General features: G+C 44.9%; 23 protein-coding genes and 1 tRNA gene. 5 read left to right on the top strand and 19 right to left on the bottom strand.

Translation table 11 applies throughout. The features are described 5' to 3' along the window. Window positions 1-311 precede the first annotated feature (311 nt). Together VGB26_03150 and VGB26_03155 are read left to right on the top strand one after the other, a co-directional pair. A complete protein-coding gene (locus tag VGB26_03150) occupies window positions 312-605 on the top strand; it encodes a DUF1778 domain-containing protein (protein HEX9756782.1) in 294 nt (97 codons plus the stop codon). Next, window positions 602-1,111, top strand: a complete 510-nt coding sequence (locus tag VGB26_03155) for a GNAT family N-acetyltransferase (protein ID HEX9756783.1) — start codon at window positions 602-604, stop codon at window positions 1,109-1,111. Before VGB26_03150 ends, VGB26_03155 begins: the two co-directional genes overlap by 4 nt. Before the next feature lie 455 nt (window positions 1,112-1,566). Here VGB26_03155 and VGB26_03160 read toward each other — a convergent pair whose 3' ends face one another. The 14 genes from VGB26_03160 to ccsB form a co-directional block, all read right to left on the bottom strand. Continuing rightward, window positions 1,567-4,026 carry a DNA internalization-related competence protein ComEC/Rec2 gene (locus VGB26_03160; protein ID HEX9756784.1) on the bottom strand — a complete coding sequence of 820 codons (2,460 nt, stop codon included), beginning with the start codon at window positions 4,024-4,026 and terminating at the stop codon, window positions 1,567-1,569. 153 nt (window positions 4,027-4,179) lie between these two features. After that, a complete protein-coding gene (locus VGB26_03165; protein HEX9756785.1) occupies window positions 4,180-4,968 on the bottom strand; it encodes a cytochrome c3 family protein in 789 nt (262 codons plus the stop codon). A gap of 48 nt (window positions 4,969-5,016) precedes the next feature. After that, entirely contained in the window at window positions 5,017-6,366 is a 1,350-nt protein-coding gene (gene glmM, locus VGB26_03170) for a phosphoglucosamine mutase (protein HEX9756786.1), read from the bottom strand. Between the two features lie 75 nt (window positions 6,367-6,441). Continuing rightward, on the bottom strand, window positions 6,442-6,912 hold the full coding sequence (locus VGB26_03175) for a CdaR family protein (GenBank protein ID HEX9756787.1): 471 nt from the start codon (window positions 6,910-6,912) through the stop codon (window positions 6,442-6,444). 24 nt (window positions 6,913-6,936) lie between these two features. Further along, a complete protein-coding gene (gene cdaA, locus VGB26_03180) occupies window positions 6,937-7,752 on the bottom strand; it encodes a diadenylate cyclase CdaA (GenBank protein HEX9756788.1) in 816 nt (271 codons plus the stop codon). Window positions 7,753-8,039: 287 nt separating this feature from the next. Further along, window positions 8,040-9,839, bottom strand: coding sequence for an ATP-dependent zinc metalloprotease FtsH (ftsH, locus tag VGB26_03185; GenBank protein HEX9756789.1), 1,800 nt, complete (start codon window positions 9,837-9,839; stop codon window positions 8,040-8,042). 130 nt (window positions 9,840-9,969) lie between these two features. Further along, complete coding sequence (gene hpt, locus VGB26_03190) at window positions 9,970-10,506, bottom strand: hypoxanthine phosphoribosyltransferase (GenBank protein ID HEX9756790.1); 537 nt, start codon at window positions 10,504-10,506, stop codon at window positions 9,970-9,972. Window positions 10,507-10,512: 6 nt separating this feature from the next. Beyond that, on the bottom strand, window positions 10,513-11,949 hold the full coding sequence (gene tilS / locus VGB26_03195; protein HEX9756791.1) for a tRNA lysidine(34) synthetase TilS: 1,437 nt from the start codon (window positions 11,947-11,949) through the stop codon (window positions 10,513-10,515). After that, window positions 11,946-12,896, bottom strand: coding sequence for a bifunctional riboflavin kinase/FAD synthetase (locus VGB26_03200; GenBank protein ID HEX9756792.1), 951 nt, complete (start codon window positions 12,894-12,896; stop codon window positions 11,946-11,948). Before VGB26_03200 ends, tilS begins: the two co-directional genes overlap by 4 nt. A 7-nt stretch (window positions 12,897-12,903) precedes the next feature. Beyond that, window positions 12,904-13,878, bottom strand: coding sequence for a porphobilinogen synthase (hemB, locus tag VGB26_03205; protein HEX9756793.1), 975 nt, complete (start codon window positions 13,876-13,878; stop codon window positions 12,904-12,906). Beyond that, window positions 13,875-15,419, bottom strand: a complete 1,545-nt coding sequence (cobA, locus tag VGB26_03210) for a uroporphyrinogen-III C-methyltransferase (GenBank protein HEX9756794.1) — start codon at window positions 15,417-15,419, stop codon at window positions 13,875-13,877. The genes hemB and cobA overlap by 4 nt, the downstream gene beginning before the upstream one ends. Before the next feature lie 35 nt (window positions 15,420-15,454). Continuing rightward, entirely contained in the window at window positions 15,455-16,402 is a 948-nt protein-coding gene (gene hemC / locus VGB26_03215; GenBank protein ID HEX9756795.1) for a hydroxymethylbilane synthase, read from the bottom strand. A 33-nt stretch (window positions 16,403-16,435) separates the two neighbouring features. Further along, a complete protein-coding gene (gene hemA / locus VGB26_03220; GenBank protein ID HEX9756796.1) occupies window positions 16,436-17,779 on the bottom strand; it encodes a glutamyl-tRNA reductase in 1,344 nt (447 codons plus the stop codon). A 34-nt stretch (window positions 17,780-17,813) separates the two neighbouring features. Beyond that, window positions 17,814-18,632: a c-type cytochrome biogenesis protein CcsB gene (ccsB, locus tag VGB26_03225; protein HEX9756797.1), complete on the bottom strand. Its 819-nt coding sequence runs from the start codon at window positions 18,630-18,632 to the stop codon at window positions 17,814-17,816. 576 nt (window positions 18,633-19,208) lie between these two features. Here ccsB and VGB26_03230 point away from each other — a divergent pair. The 3 genes from VGB26_03230 (at window position 19,209) to VGB26_03240 (ending at window position 20,481) form a co-directional block, all read left to right on the top strand. Next, window positions 19,209-19,703, top strand: coding sequence for a roadblock/LC7 domain-containing protein (locus VGB26_03230; protein ID HEX9756798.1), 495 nt, complete (start codon window positions 19,209-19,211; stop codon window positions 19,701-19,703). A gap of 46 nt (window positions 19,704-19,749) precedes the next feature. Then, window positions 19,750-20,337 (top strand): GTPase domain-containing protein, encoded by a 588-nt coding sequence (locus tag VGB26_03235; GenBank protein ID HEX9756799.1) that lies wholly within the window; start codon window positions 19,750-19,752, stop codon window positions 20,335-20,337. A gap of 68 nt (window positions 20,338-20,405) precedes the next feature. Then, window positions 20,406-20,481: transfer RNA gene (locus VGB26_03240), tRNA-Asn, on the top strand. A 112-nt stretch (window positions 20,482-20,593) separates the two neighbouring features. Here the strand turns inward: VGB26_03240 and VGB26_03245 are convergent. The 5 genes from VGB26_03245 to VGB26_03265 form a co-directional block, all read right to left on the bottom strand. After that, on the bottom strand, window positions 20,594-21,754 hold the full coding sequence (locus VGB26_03245; GenBank protein ID HEX9756800.1) for a hypothetical protein: 1,161 nt from the start codon (window positions 21,752-21,754) through the stop codon (window positions 20,594-20,596). Window positions 21,755-21,783: 29 nt separating this feature from the next. Beyond that, window positions 21,784-24,210 (bottom strand): methyl-accepting chemotaxis protein, encoded by a 2,427-nt coding sequence (locus VGB26_03250; GenBank protein ID HEX9756801.1) that lies wholly within the window; start codon window positions 24,208-24,210, stop codon window positions 21,784-21,786. Window positions 24,211-24,251: 41 nt separating this feature from the next. Then, window positions 24,252-24,845: a carboxypeptidase regulatory-like domain-containing protein gene (locus VGB26_03255; GenBank protein HEX9756802.1), complete on the bottom strand. Its 594-nt coding sequence runs from the start codon at window positions 24,843-24,845 to the stop codon at window positions 24,252-24,254. A gap of 207 nt (window positions 24,846-25,052) precedes the next feature. Then, on the bottom strand, window positions 25,053-26,111 hold the full coding sequence (locus VGB26_03260) for a methyl-accepting chemotaxis protein (protein HEX9756803.1): 1,059 nt from the start codon (window positions 26,109-26,111) through the stop codon (window positions 25,053-25,055). Window positions 26,112-26,138: 27 nt separating this feature from the next. Next, window positions 26,139-26,360: hypothetical protein (locus VGB26_03265; GenBank protein ID HEX9756804.1), on the bottom strand; the 222-nt coding region annotated here is incomplete at its 5' end.

Here is a 26,360-nt window from a genome sequence, read left to right on the forward strand (position 1 = left end):
TCCTTAAAATCAACATCTTCTGGATTCCCGCTTTCGCGGGAATGACGGGAAGGGCCTGGATTTCCGCTTTCCCCTGCCTGCAAGTGCCCGCCGGACAGGCGGGTAATGACAAAATTTACCCACTCACTTCCACGATGAGCCAATAAATAATTCAATCCCTTATCTTGCTCCGACACTGGACCCCACCCCGGTAACTTTTATCAGCCACATGCGTGAGGTTTTTGGGTAACTATATATTGTGATTAAAAGACTGTGTTGACTTTGTATACACACTACTGTATATATATTGTATACACAATTGGGAGGATCATATGAGAAGTACAAGAATCGAGGAACGCGGAAAGCGAAATATTACGATAAACCTGCGTGCAAGTCGGAAGCAGCGTACGCTTATAGACCACGCCGCAGAAACGGTGGGGAAAAACAGGTCTGATTTTATGCTTGAGGCGGCGTGCAGAGAGGCAGGTAAGGTGCTAATGGACCGAAAATATTTCGTTTTGGATGAGAAAACCTTTAAAAAATTTAGTGAGGAACTAGACAAGCCGGTCGGCAAAAATGTCCAGTTGAGGCGTCTTCTGGCATCAAAGGCTCCCTGGGAGAAATGACCAGAACTGCGGAGAAAATCAGTGAACCGGAGCGATTGACGCCGAAACACAAGATTTCGAAGTTTGATTGTGGCGTTGAGGAGCTTGATGATTGGCTTCGGCGCAGGGCACTGGCTAATGAGGAAACCGGAGGGTCGCGGACTTATGTTGTGTGTATCGGGACCCGTGTTGTTGGATACTATGCACTTGCTAATGGTGCGGTGGCACAAGAGATGACGACAGGAAAAATTCGGCGAAATATGCCGGACCCTGTGCCCGTCATGATTCTTGGCCGGCTTGCGGTTGATCAAGCGTACCAGGGCCGGGGTATCGGGCAAGGTCTATTGCGGGATGCAGTTCTACGAACACTACAGGCCTCCGAGATCGCAGGCATTCGGGTTTTACTAGTTCACGCGATTTCAGAGGATGCCCGCCAGTTTTCCGAGAAATGGGGTTTTGCAACGTCTCCGGTGGATCCAATGACCCTGATGATTACTTTGAAAGAGGCAAGAGGGATACTAGGATAGAAGATATACGCATGTCAGGGCACAATTTTTGGAATCATTTTAGGGTAGGTTGTTTGGGACCCTAGGCAAGAGATGTGTCATTTTGAATTAGACTCGCCTTTTATCCGAAAAAAATTATTCTTCCTTGGAAGAAAACCTGCCATTTTCCACTATAGCCAAATTGTAGCCAACCCCAGCGGAATCACCGGGAACCGGCAGGAATAGCCAGACTTGATAAATCGTTATAACTCATTGTAGTTTGAGGGCTAGCAGCCATATCAGACAGAAAATCAGGCACTTATAAAAAGGTTGAAATTTACTCAAAATCGAACTTGGGAATAACGGGTGTGAACGGATCAAATATCGTTTTGATTCGCTTTTTTTTTAAAATGGGGTCTTAATTTGGAAGATAATGATATCGTTTTACTTTGTTCCCAGTGACTCCTTTTAAGATTTTTATTATATTGTAAAAATCCCTACAAAAAAACCCTTCTCCAGTTTTCAAATTCCCTTTTAATAATTCCCTTTTCCAATTTTACAGGTTCCAACAAAAGATCCACCGCTCGTGTAATCCGAAGATTTTCCCCGTCGCTTTTGACCATCACCCCGCCATCCTGATCGGTCCGGTAGATTCTGGATAAGAGAGAATCATAGGCTTTGAGGGTTGGAGGCGCGGGGTGACCATAGGGATTTCTTCCGCCCACGGAGATGACCGCCACCTGTGGGCAAACCTGATTTAAAAAATCAGGATCAACGGAGCCTTTGCTTCCGTGATGGGGAACTTTTAGAACCGTTGTTTTTAATGATCTCCCTGATCTCACTAAATCCCTCTCCCCTTCCTTTTCAATATCTCCGGTGAAAAGAAAAGAATGTTTCCCATGCTGAATCCGAACAACCACCGACCGGTTATTATTCATCCGGCTATTGGAAGGGATATTTGAAACGGGAACCACATTGGAAGGATTGAGAAGGGAGATAAAGGTCTCCTCGGCCATTGTGAGTTTTTTTCCGCGGGAAACGATATGATAGGAAAGGTTTTTTTCCTCAATCACCTTTTCAAAATTTTCATGAAAAGGGAGGTCTCTTTGATAACCATTTCCCCAAACCTCTCCGATCGAGAATTGATTCAGTAGGAAGGGAATTCCTCCTTCATGGTCGGATTGAGGGTGACTCACCACCACATAATTAAGATGTCGAATTCCACTATTCCATAGATAAGGCGCAACCACCAAGCGGCCGATATCAAAATCCCCTCTGGCAGCTCCCCCATCCACCACCATGGTCTCTCCATGGGGAAAACGGATCACAGCCCCATCCCCCTGGCCCACATCAAGAAAGGTAATCTGTAACTCCCCGTTGGCCGGAAAGGTGAAGGCACTTCCAAGCCAGACCCATACCAATAAAGAAGCAAAGCAAACGGCAATGGTTTGTTTCATCCACCTCCCCTGCCAATAAATCGCTGCAAGAAAGAAAACAAAGTAAAAGAATATGATTGAAATGGGCGGTGAAGGAAGAAAAATTTTTCCTCCGGGTACCGAGGAAAATAGGGTTACCAATTCATAAAAAAGAGAAAGGAAAAATTGATTGAGGCCCGCAAGGGGAAGAAGGGTTGAGTCCATTACAAGGGCCAACACACAGGATAATAAACCCAATGGAACAATTACAAGGCCTGCGAAAGGCCCGATAATAAGATTTGAAAAAATACCCACCCAAGGAAATTGATTAAAATAGTATAAAACCAAAGGTGCGGTACCGATGGTAATTAAAAAGGAAAGAACCATTCCTTTTTTGGCCCAATCCAAAACCTGTTTGATTCGACTTTTCACCCCTTTGAGAACTTCCTCTTCCAATTCTTCGGGTTCAGCGGAAGGCTGATCCAGGGCAATCAATATGATGAAAACGGAAAGATAGGAAAGCTGAAACGAAATATCAAAAAGGGCCTGTGGGTCCCAAATTAGAATGGCTAATATGGCAATGGCAAAAGCATTGAAAAGGCGATCCGCCCTTTGTATGCAAATGGCCACCATACTGATGAGGATCATCAAAAGGGCACGCAGGGTGGCCACTTCTCCCCCTGCCAAAAATGCATAAAAAGTAACGGGAAGGATGGTCAAAAGGGCAGCCCATTGAGTGGGAATTAAAAAAACCCCCATTCGAAGAATAAAAGATGCGGGAAGACGCAGAAGAGCCCACCGGAAAATAAAAAAAGAGACCAGCGCCACAAAACCCAGGTGAGACCCCGATATGGAGAGAATATGGGTGGTGCCCGAAGCCATAAAACGCTCTCTGATTTCTTGGTTTAATCCTCCTCTTTCTCCAAGGATCATGGCCAGAAAAATGCCCGAATCAGAACCCTCCAAGGACGATATGGCGGATTCTCGAACTTTTTCCCTTAAGATCGCCATTGTTCGCAAAAAAGGATTTCCCTCATTTCCAATCTTTTGGATCTCTTGTCCTTTGAAAACCGATGCGGTTGCTATGACACCGTGCCGCTTTTGGTACAACCCGTAATCAAAACCCCTCGGGTTGATAAACCCTTTTGGTTTTTTAAGACGGGTAACGACTTGAATATGGTCTCCATAAAGGATTTTCGTTTCGGGATCATAGATGGAAAATTTTATTTTTCCGGGGATTCTTACCTCTTCATTAGGTGTCTGGAAATATTCCCCTTGAAGGAGAAAACTTAAACGCCCTTCCAAATGCCGTACCGGACTTGAAACCCATCCGGTCAGAAGGACTTTTCCTTTTTCGGAAGGGAGACGGTCTGAAACCGCCTCGATCCGTTGGATATCCCATTGGAAATAAAAAAGGCCGAGGAGAAGTACCAGAAAGAATGACCAAGAAACAGTTCCGATCTTTTTACCAAGTGAATCGAAATTTAATTTTTCTTGATCAGTGGATTTGTAGGTTGTCCAAAAAAAAAAATAAAAATCCAAAGGAGAGAAAAATCAAACCGGAGAGGGGAAAATATTCAATGAGATTTCCAATGAGGATCCCAATTAGAAAAGCAACACCCCATGGAAGAAGGAAGGACCCTTTCCATATCATGGTTCACCCAATAAGGATAGAAATGGATCACCCCGGAACGTCTACCGGTTATGGCAGATGAGACACAGGGTATGCCCGGACTCTCTTAAAAAAGCGGATTTGTCGTTGTTGTGTGGATTATGGCAACTGTCACACTCCACTAGGCCCGCAGTAGTCCGAACCAGCATGGAGCTGGAATTTTCTCTCTCCGGTGTGACCACCAGGTATTTTGAACGCGGCCCGGTTGGAAGGTCAATTCCATTTGAAGTACGGTTTGGAATGGACCAATACCGAAGCTGTGTTACGGTTGTTTCCGTTCCGACAAACTGACCATCACTGTTTCTGGGATAGGAAATGGAAACGGGATGATCTAAAAATTGAAATTCCCGGTCTCCGGTTCCACCAATGGGTTCAAAAAAACCGCCCAGAAGCCAGTTTAAATCAGATGCACCCTCTTCCCGAATTCCCATTTTGTGGGCATCCATAGCCACCACCCCATCATGGCAGGATAGGCAATCAAAAGAGGCCCCATTGGGACGCTTCTCTATTTTTTCAGGGGAAAGGCTGATTTTCGTTGAAAAAGGGGTGAAATGAGAAAAATTGTTCTTTACCCAAAGGGGATTTCCCCCATCCTCAACTTTTCTTTTCTCTTTAACCTGATTGGGTGGACCCTCAATGTGGCAGGCCAAACAAGGGTTCATGGATGAAGAAAGAGAAAGATTATGAGGTGTTTGAGAGACCCCTAGAAAAGGGTCATCTGCACCCTGTATTGAGCCCGGCCACCACGGTTGAATTCCAATGGATAGGACAAACAGAAAATAAAAAACGTATATGTAATGCTTTCCAAACACCTAAAAAACCTAGCATAAAAAGACATTCTCTGTCTATGACAAATCTTCCTAACCCAAAGACTTTTGAACCTCCTCCGCTAACTCCTCCGCCATCTGACGAATACTCTCTTCCTGTTCCCCTTCCATCATCACCCGCACCACGGACTCCGTTCCTGAATAACGTACCAAAACCCGCCCCATCCCTTTTAGCCGTTTTTCGATATCCCGGATTTTATCCCGAACCGATGGAATCCCTTCAAGGGCATGTCTTTCCCTTACTTTCACATTCAATAAAACTTGGGGGTACCGGGTCATGCAATTCATAAAGTCTGAACACTGCTCTCCTTTTTTCTGAAGAAGGGCCAAAACCTGCAAGGCAGTAATGAGTCCATCCCCCGTCGTATTGTAATCCAAAAAAATAATATGCCCCGATTGCTCTCCTCCCAGATTGCATCCCTCCCGTATCATCGCCTCCAAAACATATCGATCTCCAACAGGCGTCCTCAGAACTTGAATGCCCATCTCTTTCATGGCCAACTCAAACCCCAAATTGCTCATTACGGTTGCCACCACCTTTTTTTCATTTAATCGACCCTCTTTTAATAATTCCGATGCGCAGGCGGCCAAGATGGCATCCCCATCCACAATTTGACCCTTCTCATCGCAAAAAACAACCCGATCCCCATCGCCATCGTGGGCAAAACCCACGTCCGCTTTGTGGGCCAACACCGCATTTTGCAATCCCGCCGGATACAAGGACCCACATCCCAAATTGATATTGGTTCCATTGGGCTCGTCCCCCAACACAATCACATCAGCCCCCAGTTCCCTTAAGACGGTGGGAGTCACCTTATACGTCGCCCCATTGGCGCAATCCACCACTACTTTCATTCCCTCCAGCGTAAGCCCTTTTGGAAATGAACTTTTAACAAACTCTACATACCGCCCGTCCGCATCATCAACACGGTAGGCTTTTCCGATGTCATCCGCAGTGGGTCGGATCGAGTCAATCTCTCCGGAAAAAATTAACTTTTCAATCTTTCTTTCTATGAGATCGGGTAATTTGAAACCATCTCTTGAGAAAAATTTTATCCCATTATCTTCAAAGGGGTTATGAGACCCAGAAATCACAACACCAGCATCCGCTCGGAAACTTCGGGTGAGAAAAGCAATGGCGGGTGTGGGAATAGGACCCACCAGAAGGACATCTACCCCCATAGAACAGATGCCGGAGGTCAAAGCGCTTTCCAACATATACCCTGAGAGCCTCGTGTCTTTTCCAATCACCACCCGGTGCCTTCCGGTTCGATCTTTGAATAAATGAGCAGCCGCACGGCCCAATTTCAGTGTCGTCTCACAAGTCATGGGTTCCCGGTTGGCAATTCCCCTAACTCCATCTGTACCGAACAAACGCTTCATTCCTTTTCCCTCCGAAAACCAATGAGTCCTTAAATAAAATCAAAATTTATCATAACTTATTTTAATTAATATAATCTACTCATAAAAATAAACCTTAGAATATTGTTTCTGCTCGTCGGATCCATTTTTTTCTCTGAAACCTTTTTCAATAGACATCTTTTTCCCAGTTTTGGATTCCAAACGGATGGTTAAACTTTTAGGGCTGATTTTAGTCACTTTCACATCGGAGGGAACCGTGGCATTGGCTTCGGAAAGCCGGAACCGATTCTCCCCCTTACGGCCTTTGGAAAGGTCCAGATAGACTGAAATTTTCTCGGAGGCTAAATCTCGAACATAGGGTTCCTTTCCTCTGATCTGAATGTCTACATACTTAACCACATCGGTAGAAATAACCAGGGAAGAAGGGAGATTTCGAAGTTCTAATGGGACTACAAAATTCATTTCAATATTCTCGTGGGAACGAACATAGGCCCAAAGCAATAAAGCAAAAACAATGGAAAGGATTTTTAAAGCGAGATTTTCTGAAATCCGTTCCTTTAATTTCATAGAGCCTTTTTTTAATGGGGTTAATCACCTGAGGCGTAATGGGATCAGTGCCCTAAATCTCTCGAGAAGAGGAAATCTTCCTCTTTTTTTCTCTTTCTTAAAAATTCGAATCAACACACGACGTAGTGCAGCCCCCTCCAGTTCCCGGGTCATTTGCCCACCCACAATAATGGAAATCGCCCCTGTCTCCTCGGACACCACAATAACCACTGCATCAGTCTCTTCGGTCACGCCAAGGGCGGCCCGGTGTCGAGTTCCAAGCATTTTGCTAACATCGGAGCTTAAGGTCAAAGGCAAAAAACATCCCGCGGCCACGATCCGCCCGCCTTTGATGATCACCGCTCCATCATGGATGGGGGAATAGGGGAGGAAGATACTCATCAACACTTCTTTGGAAACCACCGCATCCACCGGAGTACCCATTTCAACAATATCTTCCAGTTCGATCTCCCTTTCAAGGACAATAATAGCACCAATCTTTTTATTCGCAAGAGAAACACAGGCCCTGACGATCTCTTCTAAAAACCTGGATTCTTCGGTAACAGGGAAACGGCGACCAAACGGGGTTTGGCCGATTTGTGCCAAGGCTTTTCGAATTTCCGGTTGAAATAAAATCACAAGAGCCAGTACAATTTGGGACCAAAAACTGGTTACTAACCAATCGATGGTATACAGGTCAAACAACTTAGAGAGGATAAAGGCAAGGAAAAGGATAATAACGCCAATTAAAATTTGAAAAGCCCGGGTTCCTTTTAGAAAAAGGAAAAGCCAATAAAAAAGAAAAGCCACTATGGCAATATCAAATAAATCCTTCCAACCCATGGCTAAAAGAACTTCCATTTCTTAAACCACCCTCTTCATTTGTAAAGAGATCATAACAACCGAACCCATTCTATTGAAATTAATACCACAGGAGGTATGAAGACAGCAAGACCCCCAACTTTTAGTATTTCCTTTAGAAACTGACTTAAGGAAAACGGGCGTTGAAATTCAACCCAGTGGTTTTCTGTTTGCTCAATTGTTAAACAGTAAAAAGGAGGTTTGCTATGTTTAATGGAGGGGAGGGAGGGGGAGAAAAGGAAAATTGTGAATCAAGTGATACGCATCGTATTTCGTGCAAAAAATAATCATGCGGAAGCCGCTTGTTGAATAATACGATCAATTTCAGGTGCATCCAAAACCTCTCGTTCAAGCAAGGCTTCTGCAAGGGCTTTGAGTGCATTCATATTGTTCTTAATGAGCGTTTTCGCCCTTTCATAATTATCCAATACAAGCTTCTTTACCTCATTATCAATTTCAATAGCCGTATTTTCGCTGTAATCACGATGTTTGGCAATTTCACGGCCGAGGAAGATCTCCTCCTCTTTTTTTCCAAAGGTTAAGGGACCCAATTTATCACTCATCCCCCATTCGCAAACCATTTTACGGGCAAGTTCAGTGGCACGCTCGATATCATTGCCCGCCCCGGTGGTCATCCGTTTTAGAACTAACTCTTCTGCGGCGCGCCCACCCATTAAGATGGCAATGTTATTATAAAGGTAGTCACGTGGATAGGTATACCGATCATCCTCGGGCAATTGCATGGTTAAACCCAATGCTCTTCCTCTTGGAATAATAGTTACTTTGTGTACAGGATCTGTCCCAGGGAGCAGTTTCGCCACCAGAGCATGACCGGCTTCATGGTAAGCGGTTGTTTTCTTTTCCGCTTCGCTGATAATGACACTTTTTCTTTCCGCTCCCATGAGGACCTTGTCTTTGGCTGTCTCAAAATCGCTCATTTCCACAGTAACCTTATTCTGTCTGGCAGCTAAAAGGGCAGCCTCATTTACTAAATTTTCAAGGTCCGCACCCGAAAACCCAGGAGTTCCCCGGGCAATGACCGAAAGTTCAACATCCTTCCCCAGAGGGATCTTTTTGGTATGAACCGCAAGAATTTCACTTCGGCCTTTAAGATCAGGACGGCTGACCACAACTTGACGGTCAAAACGGCCGGGCCGAAGAAGGGCAGGATCCAAAACATCGGGGCGGTTGGTTGCAGCAACTAAAATAACTCCCTCCGTGGTTTCAAACCCATCCATTTCCACCAAAAGCTGATTCAGGGTTTGCTCCCGCTCATCATGGCCTCCACCAAGACCGGCGCCACGATGCCGCCCTACGGCGTCAATTTCGTCAATAAAAATAATACACGGAGCGTTTTTCTTTCCTTGGTCAAAAAGGTCACGGACTCTCGACGCCCCCACTCCCACAAACATTTCAACAAAATCGGACCCACTGATATTAAAAAACGGAACCCCCGCTTCCCCCGCAATGGCTTTCGCCAGAAGAGTTTTTCCGGTTCCGGGAGGGCCCACAATTAAGACGCCTTTTGGAATTCGTCCCCCCAATTTTTGAAATTTAGGAGGATCTTTCAAAAAATCTATTATTTCAGAGACCTCATGTTTGGCTTCGTCAATCCCCGCTACATCACTGAAGGTGATCTTTTTCCGGTCTTCAGATAAAAGCTTGGCCCGGCTTTTTCCGAAAGAAAGGGCCTTATTGCCCCCCATTTGCATTTGCCTCATAAAGAAAATCCAGAGGGCAATTAAAAAGATCATGGGGCCCCAGGAAAGAAGGAAAGTAATATACCAGGGGTTTTCATCCGGGGGTCGCGCAGAAATCCGAACATTCTGCTCCCTAAGCCTTTTTACCAATTCAGGATCTTCCGCCGCATAGGTTTTGAATTTCTTCCCGTCCTTCAAAGTCCCGGTAATGAAGTTTTCCTTGATTAAAACCTCACTCACTTCTCCTTTTTCCAACTTCATCATAAAATCGCTAAAAACCAGATCATCTTCGCTAGGACCGCTGGGAAGATTAAAAAGGTTAAACAAAACAATCATAAAGAGACCGATGAGAACCCATAAGGCAAGATTTTTAAACCGGGGATTCATCTAAACCTCCTAAAAACAACTTTAAAAATTACATTGGGCATGAGTTCTCAATCTATCACAGTTAGGGAACCATGACAACTAAAAAGTCATGTTACAATAAGGACTTCCTATATGACTTTCAAGCAAATCATTAGCCTTGGTCGCTCACATCCAACACCGCAATATAGGGCAAATTACGGTACTTGTTTTCGTAATCAAGACCATAACCCACTACATAGTGATTGGGAATCGTAAACCCCACATATTCAATACTCACTTCGGTTTTGCGCCGCTCAGGTTTATTGAGAAGGGTACAGGCTTTGATCGATTTTGGTTTTCGAACCAAAAGACTCTTTTTTAAATAGCTGACGGTTAGGCCGGAATCAACGATATCCTCTACCAGCAATATATGTTGTCCTTCAATCTTTTCTGTCAGATCGGAAATTATCTTTACCACACCGGAGGAATGTCCCCTTGATCCATAGCTGGAAACCACTAAAAAATCAATTTTTAAAGGCAAACGAATGGCTCTGGCCAAATCAGAATGAAAAGCAAACGCCCCTTTCAATACCCCAACCAAAATTAACGGCCTACCTTCATAATCCAATGTAATACGTTGTCCCAATTCTCTAATTCGCCTTTGTATCTCCTCTTGTGTGATAATCGGTTTTCCGTAAATCCGGCCCATTAAATTTTATCCCTTTTTTTGAATGCTGATAACGAGCTTTATTTTTGAATCTTGGTCTGCAAGGAAACGCCCATCCAAACGTAAACCCATAATCCACAATATTCCCTTTGGACTGGCCAACAAAGGAATCTTTGATCTTTGACTTCGGGGAATTTTGAGATCAACAAAAAAATCTTGCAACTTCTTTTTTCCTCCCAAACCTTTGGGGTAAAAAAAATCCCCCTTTTGCCAATTTCGGACTTCCAGGGGGTGAGGAATTTTTTCCCAATCAAAAACGGCGACTGTTTCTGAATGCGTTTCCACTTGATCATCGGTAATTTGCGAGAAAACCTTAACGGGCACAAAATCAATATCCATAACACCCGGGACCACAAGGGGAAAATTCCATGGAAAAGATTGGGTTGATTCTTTCATCAAAACCACTAAAAAACCCTGCTCCTTTTCAATCCGAAGGCCATTGGGAAGATGAAGACCCCCCATCCCCGGACCTCTGAGCAACTGATCCATTGCCGCAATATGTTTGAATTCAATTTCTTTTTCACTCGAAGCGAGCCGCCGGATGGCCATTCGGAAAACCCTCCACCGAAGTCCCGGGTGCAGGGTCAGAAGGTACTGCCCTTCAAACCGGATTTCTCCCTCCCCGCGAACAGAACATTGCTTGAAAACGCCACGGGCTTCCTTTTCCAAATAATCCCCCTCTTGGCAAAGAATGAACGCCTCCCGGTGAAGGGTTTCTTGAAAATTGGGATTAAAACGGTTCATTAAAAAAGGAATCAGCTCTTTTCGAACCCGATTACGAAAATAATAAGACTCCTGATTACTGGAGTCCTCCCTGAAAAAGATGTTTTTCTCTTTCAGATAAGCCTCAATTTCCCGACGCGTCACCATGAGCAGTGGGCGAATAATGGTTCCATTTCGAACTATGGGAATTCCTTGAAATCCATCACTCCCCGTACCCCTCAAGAGCCTCATGAGGAGGGTTTCCGTCTGATCATCCAAGGTATGACCCACAGCAATCCTGTGGGCCTTTATCTCTTCCGCAATCCGTTCAAAAAATTGGTAACGCAGGTGTCGGCCAGCCACTTGTTTGGATAACCCCTTCTCCTTGGCAAAGGAACCCACATTTACGGTTTCCGTATAAAAAGGGAACCCCAATTGTTGGGCAAGGGATTTAACAAAGATTTGATCCTCACGGGCCTCATTTCCCCGCAATCCATGGTTGAGATGGGCCACCCCAATACTCAGATCCAATAAAGGGGCCAGTTCACCCATTAGGAATAACAAACAAACCGAATCTGGACCTCCGGAGACACCTACGATGATCCGCTCTCCCGGGTGAACAAGACCATATTGGCGGATCGTCTCACGAAACCGATGAAAGAGATCCTCATTACCCAGTGATCTTCCGAATGGAAGCTTTAAAAGCGGATTTTCCATTCTCATTTTACCGTCAAAACCCCTTGCCCCCCAACTTTAAAAACTTCCTGGGCCTTCTGAATATCCAAATGAATCTGTTTCACCAAAGCCTGAGGCCCTTCAAATTTCATTTCATCTCTGATCCACTCCACAAATAAAACCTTGATTCGATCTTTGTATAAATCCTGTTTAAAGTGAAATAAATGGACCTCGATTTTTATTTCCTTGTTTTCAAAAGTAGGCTGGGACCCGATATATGCTACCCCTTCAAAAAGCTTTCCCCTCCATTCCCCCTTCACCGCATACACCCCCCGTTTGGGTACAATTTTTTCATCGGGGAGGAGATTAGCGGTTGCAAACCCTAAATCCCTTCCTCTTTGGGCCCCCATGGCCACCTCACCCTCCAAAACATAAGGCCTTCCCAGGAGCACAGAGGCCTGAGCCACGATTCCCTCTTTTAAAAGACCACGAATGCGGGAAGAACTGACCACCCCACCTTCAATCATGACCGGGGCCTCAATATGTACACGGATTCCGAGTTCCCCTCCGATGCGTTTTAGATCTTCCGTAGATCCCCCTCTTCCCTTTCCAAAGGCAAATCCTTCACCCACGAAAATTTCTTTCGCACCTATTCGACCATAAAGATAGTCTTGAATAAAGGTACGGGCATCTTTTTTTGAAAAATCCAAATTAAATTTTTCACTGATGACGAAATCAACTCCTAGCTCTTCAAAGACCCTCATCTTTTCCGAAAAAGAAGTCAGAATCCCTTCCAACCGGTTTGGGTTTAATACCTGAAGGGGATGGGGATCAAAGGTGTAAACAATGCTTTGTCCCCCCACTTCCTGGACCCTTTGAACCATTTTTCTGATAATGGTTTGATGCCCCACATGGGCACCGTCAAAATTTCCCACCGCAATAATGGGGCCATGGAATGGTTCTAGGATTTGATCTGAACCCCGAATAATTTCCATTCACCTCCTACCTTCCCAAGAAACCAGCGGCCTCTTTTGCAAAATAGGTCAAAATTAAATCTGCTCCGGCCCGTTTAATAGAAAGAAGACTTTCCCTGATGGCAGAGGGGCCATCCACCCATCCCTGCCGGTCCGCCGCTTTAATCATTGCGTACTCCCCGCTGACCTGATAGGCCGCAACGGGACATTGAAAACGCTCTTTCACCCGCCAAATGACATCGAGATAAGGCGTGGCAGGTTTCACCATAACAATATCTGCCCCTTCTTGAATATCCAAAGAAACCTCCCGCAGGGCTTCGGATACATTAGGAGGATCCATTTGATAGGATTTTCGATCCCCAAATTGAGGTGCAGAACCGGCTGCTTCCCGGAAAGGGCCATAAAAACAGGAAGCATACTTTGCAGAATAGGCCATGATCGGAAGATGTGAAAAACCCTCCTGATCCAAAGTCGCTCGAATAGCCCCCACCCGCCCATCCATCATATCGGAGGGAGCAACCATATCCGCACCTGCCTGTGCATGGCTAACACCGATCCGCGCCAATATTTCCAGGGTGGCATCATTATCAATCTGCCCTTCCCGAACAACACCACAATGTCCATGGGTGGTATATTCATCAATGCAGACATCGGTAATCACCGTTAACTCCGGAATTCGGTCTTTAACGGTACGGACCGCTTGTTGTACGATTCCCTCTGGATGAAAGGCTTCGGAGGCGGATTCGTCCTTCACTTTGGGTATGCCAAAAAGGATGATAGCTGGAATCCCGAGGTGAAAGGCTTCCGAAGCTTCCTTGACCAACTGATCAATCGTCAATCGAAAAACCCCGGGCATAGCGGAAATTTCCTCAGGCTCCCCCCTTCCATGCTTCACAAAAAAGGGAAGAATCAACTGATCAACGGAAAGCCGGGTTTCTTGAACCATTCGCCGAAGGCCCGGGGTATGCCGAAGTCTTCGGGGCCTTGAAATTGGAAATGTCATGGTCTTCCTCCCCGTTCAAAGTATTTCACCAAAGCATCCACTAAACCCAAGATAGAGGGTTCCTCCGCTGTGACATGAACCGGTAGACCGGCCCTCTGTAATGCCTGTCGGGTAATCGGTCCGATACTGGCAATGACCACCTTGTTCACGAAAGTGAAGATATTATCTTTTCCAACCATTTCAATTAAATTTTTAACCGTGGAGGCACTGGTAAATGTGATTACATCTATCCTACCCGCCATAAACTTTTCCATTAAGGGTGTCGCCTCTGCCTCAGGTTGGATGGTGCGATAGGTCTCCACCACATCAACCCGTGCACCCATCTGCCTTAGCTCGTCAGGCAGGATTTCACGGGCTTCCCTTGCACGGGGAATTAAAACCCGCAGGCCATCCATTTTGATCTTTGAAAAAGCTTCTACCAAACCTTCTGCAACCGCTTCGTCGGGAACTAGATCCACCCTCAGGTGAAACTGCTTTAAAGCCAAAGCGGTCTTCTCTCCAATGGCCGCAATTTTCACACCGGCCATTGTACGCACATCTTTTTCAATAGCGGAGAACCGATCAAAAAAATAACGGACACCGTTGGCACTGGTAAAAACCACCCAATCGAAGGCATTGATATTTGAAATCGCAGAATCCAAAGCAGAAAAGTTCTCCGGAGGAAGGGTTTGAATCGTTGGAAAAACCACGGCCTCAGCTCCTACACGCCTCAAGGCTTCAATTAACGTTTTGGCTTGATCCTTTGTTCGGGTGACTAAAACCCTTTTTCCGAAAAGAGGCCTGTTTTCAAACCACTTGAGTCTTTTCCTTAATCCCACCACTTCCCCCACCACAATTGTAACTGGAGGAGGAAAGGAAATGGATTCCGTTTTTTGGACAATATCTTCCAGGGTTCCCACAATGGTTTCCTGCTCGGGTTTGGTTCCCCATCGAACCAGGGCAATGGGGGTTTTGGGATCACACCCATATTTCGTCAAATTGGAAACAATTCCCTGTAGGTTTGTGATACCCATATAAAAAACCAAGGTTCCCATTTCTTTTGCCAACGCCTTCCAGGGAATGGAAGGCCGAGGTTTGGAAGGGTCTTCGTGCCCTGAAGTAAAAATAACCGTGGAGGCAAAATCCCGATGGGTTAAGGGTATCCCAGCATAAGCGGCCACCGCAACGCCCGAAGTAACCCCGGGAATAATTTCAAACGGAACCCCCGCTTCGGCCAAAGCCAAAGCTTCTTCCCCCCCACGGCCAAAAATGAACGGATCCCCCCCTTTTAATCGGGCCACCACCTTACCCTCTTTTCCTTTTTTTACGATGAGCCGGTTAATTTCTTCCTGAGGCAGCGTCATGTTGCCTTTCCGTTTTCCAGCAAAAATGATTTCCCCTCCTTTTTTGGCAAATTGGAGAAGTGCATCATTGGCTAAATAATCATAAATAACCGTATCCGCCTCTTCAATGCATTCTTTCCCTCGAAGTGTGAGAAGCTGAGGGTCTCCGGGGCCGGCCCCGATGAGATAGACGATTCCGATTTTTTGGGGTTGAATCACCTTTGACTCCAGAAGTGAAACAACAAAAATCAGGTTTACAGTTCTGCCCCGGTAATCTCTTTGAGAACCTCACCCGCACCCAACTTTAACAGGTGTTCTGCTAAATTCTTTCCAACCAATTCGGAACCCTGAGGTTCACCGGTCATTTGGTAACGAATGACCCGGTCCCCCGCAACCGAGGCAACCAGCCCGTCCAAAAAAAAGGTTCCTTCCCGGATCACCCCATAGGCGGCAATGGGAACCTGGCATCCACCCTCAAGCCGTTTTAGAAACCCACGTTCCCCAAAAACACACTGATGGGTTTCCACATCATTTAAAACCCCAACCCGGTCATTCACCCGGGGGTCTTCCACCCGACATTCAATTCCAATTGCCCCCTGTCCAATGGCGGGAAGACTGACCTCCATCGATAGATATTCGGTCACCTGTTCTTCCCACCCCAATCTCTTTAATCCAGCCGCCGCCAGGACGATAGCATCCAACCCATTTTTTCCGGTTTGCCTTAGTTTTCTTAAACGGGTATCCACGTTCCCCCTGAGTTGGCAAATTTCAAAGGTTTTACAGAAATTCAATAATTGAGCCTGTCGGCGTAAACTGCAGGTTCCAATACGAGCGGCCCTTGGAAGCTGTTTTAACAAAAAATTCTCCCGGCTGATGAGAACATCTCTGGGATCTTCCCGCTTTGGAATAGCGGCAAGATGCAGGCCACAGGGAAAAACCGTGGGTACGTCCTTCATACTATGGACGGCTAAATCAATTTCCTTTCGAAGAAGGGCTTCTTCGATCTCTTTTGTAAAAAGCCCCTTTCCACCCACTTTGGCAAGAGGAACTTCCGTAATTTTATCTCCGGTGGTCTTGATCCGCCTCAACTCTACGGACAGATCTTTCCAACGGTCTTCCAGCTGGGATTTAACCCAGTGTGCCTGCCAAAGGGCAAGTGGGCTTCCCCTTGTACCAATGATGATTCGCTGTTGTTTTACCAAGGAAAACCTAACCCCAGAAATTGACCAGGAACATCACCGCATTTCCTTAGGATTCTCCAACCCTTGAGAGTTTTCTTCTTCCTGGGGCGAAGGAGAAGGCGGCTGAGCACTGGACTCCAATTGAAAAAGGCGGCGGGCAGCCTCTACAAAGAGACTTCCATTAGATGAATGGGACTCTTCTTTTAGGACCACAAGGGGATGATGTAACAGTTTGTTGACAATGGCGTTACTCAAAGCTTCGATTGCACTTCTTTGCGGACTGGAAAGATCTTCGCAGCGATTGAGAACACGGTCCAATTCCCCTTTTCGAATTTCTTCGGCCTTCTCCCGAATGGCAACAATGGTGGGAACGACGTCTAAAGATTTCAACCACCGCGCCAAAACCTCGACTTCCTCCAAAATGATCTCCTCGGCCTTAACCGCCTCTTTCTCACGCTCCTGAATATTCGCTTCCACCACCATTTGGAGATCATCAATATCATATAAAAAGACATTATCAATTTCGTTGACTTTGGGATCGATGTTTCTAGGAACGGAAATATCGATCAAGAAAATCGGAGAATTTTTACGGACCTGAATGACCCCTTGAATATCGATATAATTCACCAAATAATGAGGGGCGCCCGCCGAACAAATCACAATATCCGATTCAACCATTTCGCTGGTAAAATCCTCAAAATGAGCTGCACGTCCGTGAAACACGTTGGCCAATTCAACCCCCCGATCATAATTCCGCGTCACCACAATAATTTCTTTCACCCCCTGGTCAACCAAATGTCTCGCGGTCAACTCCGCCATCTCCCCCGCTCCTACCAATAAAGCGGTTTTACCCTGAAGCCGGCTAAAAATTTTCTTGGCCAACGCCACCGCAGCAAAACTGACGGACACCGCGTTTTCACCAATTTTGGTTTGGCTTCGGACCCGCTTAGCAACAGAAAAAGCTTTTTTAAAAACCTTGTTGAGGACTACCCCTGTGGCTTTATGGATCAGTGAAGACTCGAACGCCTCTTTCATTTGCCCCAAAATTTGCGGCTCCCCAACCACCATGGAATCCAAACTGGAGGCCACCCGGAATACATGGCGAATGGCTTCTCGGCCTGAATAATAATATAGATGCTCAGCGATCTCCTCTTCCATCAAACTATTTTGCCGCTCCGAAAGAAAATGCGTAACGCATTTGAAACCCAATTCGGTCTCCTTGACCAGTAAACAGATTTCAACTCGGTTACAGGTGGATAAAATAAAACTTTCATCCACTCCCGGAAGATGTTTTAACCTTTCAAGGAATGTTCCCATCTCCTCCGTAGCAAACGAAAACTTTTCCCGGACTTCGACAGGGGAAGTTTTATGACTTAAACCCACCAAAATAATATTCATTGGATAAGAGGACCCGCTATGTTGAAACGTTGTTTCAAATCAAGGAATCAAAACCTTTTAAAAATATGTTCACCCCAAAATAGGTAACCACAACCCCCACAAAACCGATAATGGCCAAATAGGCCGCTTTTTTTGCGCGCCATCCAACGGTTAACCGCCCATGCAAAACAGCCAAATAAAAAAGCCATGTGAACAAGGAAAAAATCTGTTTCGGGTCCCAACTCCAATAAGTTCCATATGCAAAATTGGCCCATAGGGCTCCGGAAAGAATTCCGAGTGTGAGGAGGGGAAAACCAAAGAAAATGGCTTTTTGGTTCAGATCATCGAGGATGTCCAAGGATGGAAGTTTATAATAGACCAAATTGAACCGCTTGGATTTCAAAAGTTTTTCCTGAATGAGATACATAATCCCCACCAAAAAAGCGATGGCAAAGGAAACCGTTCCCAGCAAAGCAAATGTTGTATGAATTTTAAACCAAGGGCTTTCAAAAATAGGGTCTAAGGAGCGCACTTGATGAGGGAAAAAGGCCGCAGAAGTCACTGACACAAAAGCAAGGGGAAGAAGAAAAGAACCCAGAACATGAATTCGGTATCGAAAATCAACCAGCAGGAATGCCAAAATAAGTGCCCAGGAAAAAAAAGACATGGATTCCTGAAGATTGGTTAACGGAATATGGCCTACCTCAAGGGTGCGGACAATAATGGCCCCGGTATGGAAAATAAACCCAACACCCGTTACCCCCAAAGAAATTCTTGAAAGGCGCTCCCGTTTGCTGACTAAATATAGCAAAAACAGGATGGTTCCAATAAGGTAGCACCCTAAAGTAATTTGAAAGAAGAGGAATGAGCTCATGGGATTTCAACCTTTTAGTAGAGGGAGAATGGACCGACCCGCTTCTCCCCCTTTGTTTTTCAACCGGAAGATTGTCCTTTAAAGCTTGCTCTTATGAAAATAAGAGACCCCTTTTAGAAAGCATCACGGGTCACCCTAATGTCATCCGTTAAAAATTTATTCAAATGGCTGGGCGTTTTCTAAAATTCATTATATCTTTCAATAAGATACTGTGTCAAGGTTGGACTGGATGGCCTCCAGGGGAACAGCTTACCAAACATGTTTAAAAATATTCACTAAAACTTGGTAAAAAAACTTCATCATAGTATATTTTGAATACTTTGAAAAGATGTACTTCATTTTTGAAAATGAACCCTTACAAAAAACCCCTAAACCTATTTCGATTTTTCCAAAGGATTTATTAATAACATGAGGGTTCATCCAAAAACGGATTCTTAAACAGTAAATATCATAACCGGAACCGCACTCTATTTTGGGGGGAACCTTTTGCTTTTTTTATGATTTCCACCCTTGCAATCAACCATGGTTTATGTTATAAGTGGCCCGTTCTAAACACCAGAAAGGGGAAAAATCCATATGGTTGATGCTGGGATGGTCATGTATGAGGAGGAGTTCAAAGAAGTCGATGTTGAACTCAATAAACTGCATCAACAGGCCAATGCCAAGGTAACTTTTCTCGTTGATAAAAACGGACAGCTGATTGCTTGTGTGGGTGAAACACAAAACGTGGACACCACCTCACTGGCGTCTCTTACCGCAGGAAACATTGCAGCCACTGGTGGAATGGCAAAACTGTTGGGTGAAACGGAGTTTTCAATATTATTTCATGAGGGCGAGCGTGATAATATCCATATTTCAATTATCGGACAACGGATTATTCTGGTTGTCGTATTTGATCAGCGGTCATCATTAGGTCTCGTCAGGCTTCGGGTGAAGAAAAGCGCCGGAACCTTCTCCCAGATATTTGAGAAAATATTAAAGAAGGTTGAAAAAGAAACAGGGGTTGTCAAAGCCCCCCACTCCCCCTTTGCAGAAATAACTGAAGAAGATATTGATAAGCTGTTCAGCTAAACACCCAATTGACAATATGAAATAACAATAAAAGGGATCTTCTTTTATGTCCTTTATTAACTATTCCGCGCGGGAAATCAATTGCAAGATCGTTTATTACGGCCCCGGACTTTGTGGAAAAACCACCAATCTCCATTATATTTATAAGAAAAGCACCCCGGAAAGTAAGGGGAAAATGATTTCTTTGGCCACCGAAACGGAACGAACTTTGTTTTTTGATTTTCTCCCTCTGGCCTTGGGAAGTATCCGAGGGTTTAAGGTGCGTTTTCATCTGTACACGGTTCCCGGACAGGTTTTTTATGATGCCAGCCGAAAATTAATTTTAAGAGGGGTGGATGGGGTTGTTTTTGTCGGGGATTCCCAGGTAGAGCGAATGGAGGCCAATATCGAAAGCGTGGAAAACCTGAACAAGAACCTCCAAGAACAAGGGATGCTTTTAGAAAAAACGTCTTATGTCATTCAATACAATAAACGGGATCTTCCGAATGTGGTCCCGGTGGAAGAGATGAACCGCGTTCTCAATCCGAAAGGGGTTCCTTCATTTGAAGGAGTGGCCACCGTTGGCCGGGGAGTTTTTGATACACTGAAAGAAGTTGCAAAACAGGTGATCTTAGAGCTGAAGAAAAACTCATAAATCAAAATTGGTTTCATACTTCTCAAAGATTCTCCCCCCAAACCATTTTTTTTTATTCCTCATCTTATTCCCCAGTAGCTCAGTTGGTAGAGCAGACGGCTGTTAACCGTCGGGTCGCTGGTTCGAATCCGGCCTGGGGAGCCAACTTTCCCTTAAAAACTATTTCAATGGGAATTTGAAAAAAAAGGGGGTCTCTTTTCAATTGCACAAAGAAAGAGGCCCCCTTGGGAAAACAGAAACGGGAAATAAATTGTTTTTAAAACCCAAATGTTACAGCGGCTATGGCGCTTTTCATATCGGTTTTAACCCCGCCAGCTGATTTTGCATCTTCATAAGCTAATTCCAACTGTCCCTTCACATTCGGGTGAAAGAAATATTGGAAATCCCCCACAAGCTGGTGTTTTCGGGCACTTGAACCATTCGCTCCCTGAAAATCGAAACGTGCCACCGCAACCATATTCTCAGCCAGTGAATGCAAAACCTCCACAAGCCCGCTGGTGATCACCCGTGTAGGATCTACCCCAGCATTTTTATTGCCTTTATATTGAAAAACCCCCAGAACCACACCGGTTAAACCATAGTGCAAGTCCAAAACCCCTCCATAGGCCTCGGTACTATCATCGGTTCCGATTGGTTTATCCCCATTGCGATCAAGGGAGAGGATCAGCCCAGCGCTTTGATTAAAACCCATCAGCTCCATGCTCTGGGTCACCCACGCGTGAAGAGCACGGAAATTATTACTAGAACCACTGACCACGGCATTTCCAAGACCTAAGGCATATCGTGTTCCCGTATCCGTTAAAAAACCATTTGCTTCCACACCTCTTCTGCCAATGGTAACCCCCTCTGCTCCATCCGCATTGAGACGAACCAAATAGGGAGCAAGGGTTGCTGATCGGGGATCAGAAAGGAAAGGAAAATCAACATCAAACCCTCCTCCTTTCAAATTCAACCGGCTATCGGAGATGATGTCATCGAAAATGATAAAAGCAACATCGGGAGTTAATGATTCCCCCGCAGCCACATCCGCTCCAAAATCACCGAAAAAAGAGATATTGGGGGCCAATACCCCCCCGAAGAAGAATTCCACTTCCGTCACTTCCGCCTTACTGGATTGTTTCGGGGAAGCGCCATCATCGTGTTTAAACTCATAAGCGACCTGGGCAATACCTCCCAAGGGAATTCCCGGAAGTTTCCAGACGGGTTCTCCCGGGCCATCTTTCTCCATCCGATATCCTCTTTGTTTAAACTCCATTCCAAATTCGTTCAGCTTTGGAAAGGCCACGTGGCAGGAAGAGCACGGTGCATCATATTTCCTCGCAAAAGCCGGCATGGCTGAAGCCTCTTTAGGAATAAAGGTAACCCCCCCAAAAGCAACCATCCAAGTAAATACCACAACAAACGAAAGTTTTTTCATTGAAAACCCTCCTATTGTTTGTTTCTAGATTAAACCTTAAACCTTTGAACCTCTTCTTCCAGTTGCTGGGCGCGAGAAGAAAGGGTCCCCACAGCCTGATTTAATTCACTAGAACGCTCAACATTTTGGTCTGCGGCACTCTTAAACACTATTAGAGCCTTGGTAATACGACCACTCCCCTGGCTTTGTTCCTTTGTTGCTTCCAAAATTTGATGAATCATTTCTGTGACCTTTTCAACTGCAGTTTTAATGAGGTGGCTCCCTTTATTCTGTTCCCGGGTGGAGCGTTTGACTTCATGTCCCAGCACCCGCATGTTTTCTACCGCCCTTGTAATTTCAACACTCGCATTTCCCTGCTCCTGTGTTGCACGATTAATTTGCTGAACCATCTCTTTGATTTGGGACATGGCCCGATTGGCATCTTGGATCCCCTTGGTTTGTTCCTCCGTGGCCAGGACAATTTCCCTGACCATTTCTGCAGAAAGATGAGAGCTTTCCATAATGGACTCCAAAACATCACCCGCCTCATGGGATAGAGAAACCCCTTTCTGTACTTTTTCCGAACCTTCAACCATCGCCTGTACCGCATTGGAGGTCTCATCTTGGACATCCTTGATCAAACCTTCGATTTCTCGAGTAGAAGCCCCTGTCCGATCAGAAAGGCTTTTAACTTCTTCTGCCACAACCGCAAACCCTTTTCCATGCTCCCCCGCCTGGGCCGCAATAATAGCTGCGTTTAGGGAAAGCAGGTTGGTCTGCTCTGCCACTTCATCAATTACTCTGATAATATTTCCAATGGATTCGGATTTCTGGGCCAAGCGGGAAATGATTTCTTGAACTTGTTTAAAGCTGGAGGCAATTTCTTTCATCCCAGAGATAGTTTGCTGAACAGACTCTTTCCCTTTTTGGGCTTTTTGGGTCGTGTTTTCCGAGAGTTCATGGCTCTTTTGGGCATTATTTTCTACCTGTTGTACCGACGCCCCCATCTCTAATAATGAAGTCGCTGTTTTATCGGTTGCACTATGTAATGTTTCGATGCTTAATCCAATCTCCTTTATGCTGGATGTCATTTCACTTATGGAGGAAGAGGTCAACTCAATGGCTCCAGATAAATCATCCATATGATTTGCAATTTCATTGATGGCAGAATTCATTTCAAAGATGGAAGTGGAGGTCTCATTTGCGGAAAGTGAAAGTGACTCTACATTTTGATTGACCCCTCTAATGGAGGAACTCATTTGATCAATAGAAAAGGAGGTTTCATTGGCTGCGACTTCCTGTTTATTGACCTCTTCTGAAATATGATGACTGGTTTGATTGAGTTGTTTGGAAACGTTGGTCACCGCTAGTGTATTTTCCCTAACTTGGGAAATCAGCCCTCTCAACCGGTGGGCCATATCTTGAAAACCAACGGCCAGAGCCCCAATTTCATCCCCTCGGTCAATGTCAACCTCCCGGGTGAGATCTCCTTTGGCAATGGCTCCAGTGGCATCAACCAGAGCCTGAATGGGCCTTGAAATTTCTCGGGCTATTCGAATGCTGATCCAAATGGCCACTAAAAAAGAAAGTATTCCAATTACAATCATCAAACGCTGAACATTGTAAAAACCCACCATGGCCTGGTCCTTGGAGGCCTGAATTAAATAAAATCCCTCGAGATCTTTTTCTTGGTTCTGAAGCGGGACTATCAATGAAATATACGTTTCAGACCCAACTTTTATTTCAAAAGGTTTATCTATATTGGTCCCTTCTTGATTGGACTGATAAACATCATAAAATTTATTTACAATCTGTTTTAAAACCGTTTGCCTTTCCCCTTCCCAAACCGAAGAAAAAATTTTATCGCCTACGACCAAAGTTATTTCACTTCCGGTCATCGTCTTTATCTTTTTAACATATTGGTGATCAATCAAAAAACCCATGGTAATGGTTCCCATCAAAGAGGAGCCGGATTTTATGGGCATTGTAAAAATCCGAAACAAACCGTTCTCTGAAAGAAGGATCCCATTTCCCTCCAAGCCCTCAAGCCCTTGACGAATGGAGGCTGATTCCAACAGAACCTTTGCCTTGCCATCCTGATCCGTTGTCGCCATGACGGTTCCCACTTCATCGGTGACGATCACCAAATCACTTTTTGTATCCTCGAGGGAATCTTTGGCCAATTGAAGAATCGCTTCAGAATTCCGGGTTGCAATTAGCGCTTTGACAAATGGGATTTGAGCAAGAAGCTTAATTTTTAACGTCATTTCTTGAGATTGGAAAGCTTCCATTGATTGAAACGTCGATTTGGTTTGAATGAGGTTGGCTTCAATACTGTTTTCCACTTCGCGTTCAAGGGCTGAATTGCTTAATAAAATGGTAGAAAAAAGTGTTACCAAAACGATTAACGCAATGGAAAGAAGAATTTGACGGGCGAGACTTAACCTGGATTTGAGCTTTCGATAAAAAGATAACATTAGAATTAATCTTTCTTAAATAATCATCCCACCCACTTCAATTATTTATTCCCAATATTAAAATCAACTGTGACCGTATCGTTTGCCCCAACGTTAACGGTTTTTTCCTCTACAATGGATGAACCCGCCCAGGCTTTAATGGTATAGCTTCCCGCCGGAACTCCTTTGATGGCATATTCTCCTTTTTTTGAGGTGAGGGTAAAAAAGGGATGATCAAAAACCAAGGCAACCGCGTGCATTTGATGATGCATGTTGCAAAAAATATCCACCTTTCCTGGTGTTTCCAATGTCACATTGGGATTTTTTCCCGGTCCGTAAGTACCCAAATCAAACATATTGCCAGGAGTCATGGAAAAAGCATTATGAAACACGGTATCCTTGTTGGGAAAATTAACGGTGGTCCCTTTAAAGACTGGCAATACTTCAGGGACAAAAAGTTGTTTCCTCTGAACCATCATTGCATTTTTGTTTATCCCGCTGGCTGAGCGTCCCTTCCCCCCCACACCCTCTAAATGAACCGCCGCTTCGTTTTTAGCTTTTTCTAAAAAAGTAACAGTCCCTGTGATGGTACCCGCACCACTGGGAGTCACCCAACCCAGGACCAAAAAAACAACACTAAAAAGATGGAACCTCATTGGTTGAACCCTCCCATTAAAAAAAAATTTTTTAATTTCTAACTTAAATAATAATATATATTCCAGTTTTGGCAAGGTAGGTAAATTTTGGGAGTGACTTTCATTGAGGCTACCTACCTAAAGGATTTGCCAAAAAGCGATTCTTTTTATTAATCTTTTAAAAAAGGCAAAAAAAATTTCTAAACCCTCAAGGGAATAAACTAGAATTTAAATTTCCTCACTAAGGCCAGGAGTTCTTCCCCTAATGAGGAAAGTCTTTGGGATACCAACAATACACTTTCTGCCCCATTTTCCGTATTCATTGAAGCTTTTTTGACTCCGAAAATGCTTTGGGTTACCTGACCTAGTACCACGCGCCGCCTCCGTCATATTTCGGGTAATCTCCATGGTGGTTACCGATTGCTCCTCTATGGCACCGGATATCGTTATTGTAATTTCATTAATCCGCCCAACGATTTTTCCAATTCCCCCAGTGGCTGCAATGGCTTCTTGAGAATCCCCCTGAATGGCGGTTATTTTCTGCCTTATTTCTTCTGTTGCTTTAGCGGTTCCCTTTGCCAATTCTTTGACTTCATTGGCAACCACTGCAAACCCCTTCCCTGCCTCACCGGCACGGGCGGCTTCAATGGTTGCATTCAATGCTAACAGGTTGGTTTGCTGTGCAATCGAAGTAATGACTTGGATGACATCTCCGATTTCCACGCTGGACTGTTCAAGCTTTGAGACAAGGGTATTCGTCGTTTTGGCAGCAATGACCGCCTCTTGGGTTATTTGGCCTGCCTGTTGAACATTTTTTGATATATCCTTAATGGTTGATGACATTTGCTCCGCAGCCGTTGCCACCGCTTGGACATTTTGGTGGGTATGGTCACTGATCGCAGAAACGTTGTTTGATTCGCGTTCGGTAAGACCAGAGTTTTCCCTCAATTTTTGAGCTGTAGAAGTAATTTCCTCGGTAGCAGAAGCCACATGGTCGGATGTTTTGACCACACGTTCAATAATTTCTCGAAGATTTTCGATTAAAAATCTGAAATGGTTGGCAAGCCACCCAATTTCATCCTTTTGTTGAAGATCGATCAAAACGGAAAGATTGCCTTCTCCAACCGCCTTGGAGGCATCAACTAGGATATCAATTGGTTTTAGGATCCTTCGGAATATTAAAAAACGGCTCATCGTGGAAGTGAGTGGGTAAATTTTGTCATTACCCGCCTGTCCGGCGGGCACTTGCAGGCAGGGGAAAGCGGAAATCCAGACCCTTCCCGTCATTCCCGCGAAACCTGTCCTCGAATGCCTCTATCGGGGAGCGGGAATCCAGAAGATGTTGATTTTTTGAATCCTGGATTCCTGCCGGCAGGCGGGCCCGATAAAACCATTCGGGAATGACGAACTGGATTTTGCAGGAACCTCTAATACTTCAAAGGCTTCAACCACAGAATGACTTTGACTTGACCCTTGCCCTGTATGGACCTTAAACACTTTTTTACAATTTTTACCCACTCGATTACACGAAGACCC

This window comes from Nitrospiria bacterium, from assembly GCA_036397255.1.
Taxonomy (GTDB): Bacteria; Nitrospirota; Nitrospiria; order DASWJH01; family DASWJH01; genus DASWJH01.